3 protein-coding genes are annotated in these 2,647 nt (G+C 71.9%); 2 read left to right on the top strand and 1 reads right to left on the bottom strand.

Annotated features, from left to right (window positions below; all coding sequences use genetic code 11):
• The coding region (locus IE142_RS34330) for a hypothetical protein (protein ID WP_229831178.1) at positions 1-350 on the top strand (350 nt) is incomplete at its 5' end.
• A gap of 75 nt (positions 351-425) precedes the next feature.
• On the top strand, positions 426-1,358 hold the full coding sequence (locus IE142_RS34325) for an SDR family oxidoreductase (protein WP_191889363.1): 933 nt from the start codon (positions 426-428) through the stop codon (positions 1,356-1,358).
• A gap of 450 nt (positions 1,359-1,808) precedes the next feature.
• On the opposite strand, the gene IE142_RS34320 is transcribed toward IE142_RS34325, so the two are convergent.
• Positions 1,809-2,647 (bottom strand): CHAP domain-containing protein (locus IE142_RS34320; RefSeq protein ID WP_191889362.1); only part of this gene is annotated, 839 nt, incomplete at its 5' end.

The following is a 2,647-nucleotide window of genomic DNA, read 5'->3' as shown; positions in this document are numbered from 1 at the left end:
AGCATCACTGCGCCCGTCGCGGCGACGCTTCCGGTGGCCTCGACGTGGAAGCGGCGACCACCGTGTTCAGCGATAATGGCGACCGCATCACCGTGCTCTTCGACCGGGCCGGCTACCGGACCCTGTCGCTCCAGGCGCTGTCCGGGCGCGACGACCTGCTGCGGCCCCTGCCCGGCTCGGGCCAGGGCGAGGGCAGGACGGCTGACCAGGCCGGACGGTGGGTGCAGGGTTCGCCGGGGCGGGATCTCGCCGGGCACCCGGTAGGCGGTACGCACCGCGGTAGGGCGAGCGCGCGGCCCGGCGCCACCGACCAGCCGACCCACCGGACTGCTGGCGCGGTAAGCGCGTAGGGGGGACCCATCCGGGTACCCGGGGCGCCGCCGGTGAGGTACCCCGACCTCGTGACAGCCGAAAGCGAGTACCGCATGTACACCGACAACGGGCCGCGCACCGTCGCCGCAACCGGCGCATCGCCGCTGCGGGGGCGCGTCGCCGTGGTGACGGGGGCCGCCCGCGGCGTCGGTGAGGCCCTCGCCCGGCACCTGTCCGAGGCCGGCATGCACGTCGCCCTGCTCGGCCGGGAAGCGCGGACCCTGCATGCCGCGGCGTCCTCGCTGCCGACGCCCAGCCTGTGCGTGGAGGCGGACGTGACCGATCAGGAGGCACTGGAGGACGCGGCGCGGCAGGTGGCGCACCGGCTCGGGGACGCGGCCGTCGTGGTGGCCAACGCCGGTGTGGCGGCAGGCGGGCCGTTCCGCCGTATCGACGGCGATCTGTGGCGGCGCGTCATCGACGTCAACCTGGTCGGCTCGGCCAACACCGCCCGTGCCTTCCTGCCCCAGCTCGCCCGCACGCGCGGGTACTTCCTGCAGATCGCCTCGACCGCCGCCTTCGGCTCGGCGCCCATGATGAGTGCCTACTGCGCGTCCAAGGCAGGCGCGGAGTCCTTCGCGCAAGCCCTGCGCGGTGAGGTCGAGCCCGACGGCGTCTCCGTCGGGATCGCCTATCTGCACTGGACGGGTACCGACATGATCACCGACCTGGACGAGCATCCGGTGCTGCGGGCCCTGCGCTCCCACCAGCCGTGGTTCGCCCGCCGGGTGCACAGTCCGGACCAGGTGGCCGACTGGCTCACCGCCGGTGTCGAACGCCGGTCCCAGTACGTCTACGCGCCGCCTTGGCTGCGCTGGTGCCAGCCCCTGCGACCGCTGTTTCCGGGATTGGTCACCCGTATCGCGCGGCGCGAAATGCGCCGCCTGCCGGCGGACGCGCTGGCCGGGGACACGGGCGTGATGGGCGCGGGTGGCCGTGCCGACTGGGAGCTGTACCGGTCCGCGACCCATCGCCCGTCCCGGTAGATACCGGTCTCCCGCGCGCAGGCTCCGGCATCCACCCCGGCGCAATGCCGCCGACCTCGGTCACGCCGACGGTCTCCCGGGGTCGGCCGGTGAGGTCTCAGGCCGGCCCGGTGCAACGCCAACACCCGTCACCCCGCCACATTCGACCGGCGAGAAGGGGCCGTCAGCGCTGTGCTGTACGCCGTCGAAGGCCAGGCTGTCGATGTCCCGCCCGGGCCGGAACGCCAGGCCTACCCGTGGAAGGGCGACGTCCGATGCCGGGGCTGCTATGACCGGCCCGACGCGACAGTCAGGAAAGCGGCCCTGCCCCGCGGGCGCGAGGGGCAGGGCCGCTTTCCTGACGGGTGGCACCACCGGGTGGTGCGCATCTGCCGACCGGTGATGTGTACGGCGGGGGCCGAGCCGTACTGGTGGGGGCCCGTGCGGGTCGGGCCCCCACCGTTCGGTGGGTCAGCCGATCGGGGAGGCGAAGCCCATCACACGGCCCGCGCCGACCGGGTCGGAGGCGGTCTTCCAGGTGAACCAGCCGCTCTTGCTGACCTTGTGGCTTTCGTTGCCGCCGACCGTCTGGATCTGGGTGCCGTCCGAGGAGACGCCGACCACGATGTTGACGTGGTCGGCCTCGTTGTCTCCCAGCGTGCCGTCCTTGTCGTACAGCACCGCGTCGCCGACCTTGGGGGAGCCGGTCTTCCAGGTGCCGTGGTTGGTGCCGTACTTGTAGAGGCTCCAGGCGCGGGCGTCGAGCTGCGAGGCGTAGTCGACGTCCTCTCCGGCCCAGATGTACTTCACGAACTCGGCGCACCAGGCGTAGTCGTACGTGAACGGGTAGCTGGTGAAGGTCTTGCCGACCTCCGCGTTCGCGGCATTGGCGATGTCCTGGCCGAGGGTGCTCACGCTCTTGCAGCTCACGGTGCGGGGCGCCGCGGACAGCAGCTGCTGCGTCCAGCCGGAGGCGTCGACCGGGTCGGAGGTGTGGTAGGCGATGTCCGCGCCGCTGCCGTCCGAGATGTTCCCGTCCTTGTACCAGTACATGGCGCCGGTGGTCGGGATGCGGCCGTAGTAGAAGCCGGCACCGGGCGATACGAGCTGGTCGAAGGCGGACCAGCCGTCGGTCTTCAAATCGCTGCGGCGCCAGGCGTCGCCGACGATCTGGTAGGAGAGCAGCTTGCCGTCGACGGTGGTGGCGATCAGCCGGTCCTGACCCACGGCGCTCAGCGTCTTCAGGACGAAGCCGCTGTCGATCTCCTTGCGCATGCCGATGTGCTGGGATCCGGCGGGCTTGTCTTCGG

Source organism: Streptomyces mutabilis, assembly GCF_014649815.1.
GTDB classification, from domain to species: domain Bacteria; phylum Actinomycetota; class Actinomycetes; order Streptomycetales; family Streptomycetaceae; genus Streptomyces; species Streptomyces mutabilis.
The sequence above is the reverse complement of the archived record's forward strand: the minus strand, read 5'-3'. Positions and strand labels throughout refer to the sequence as shown.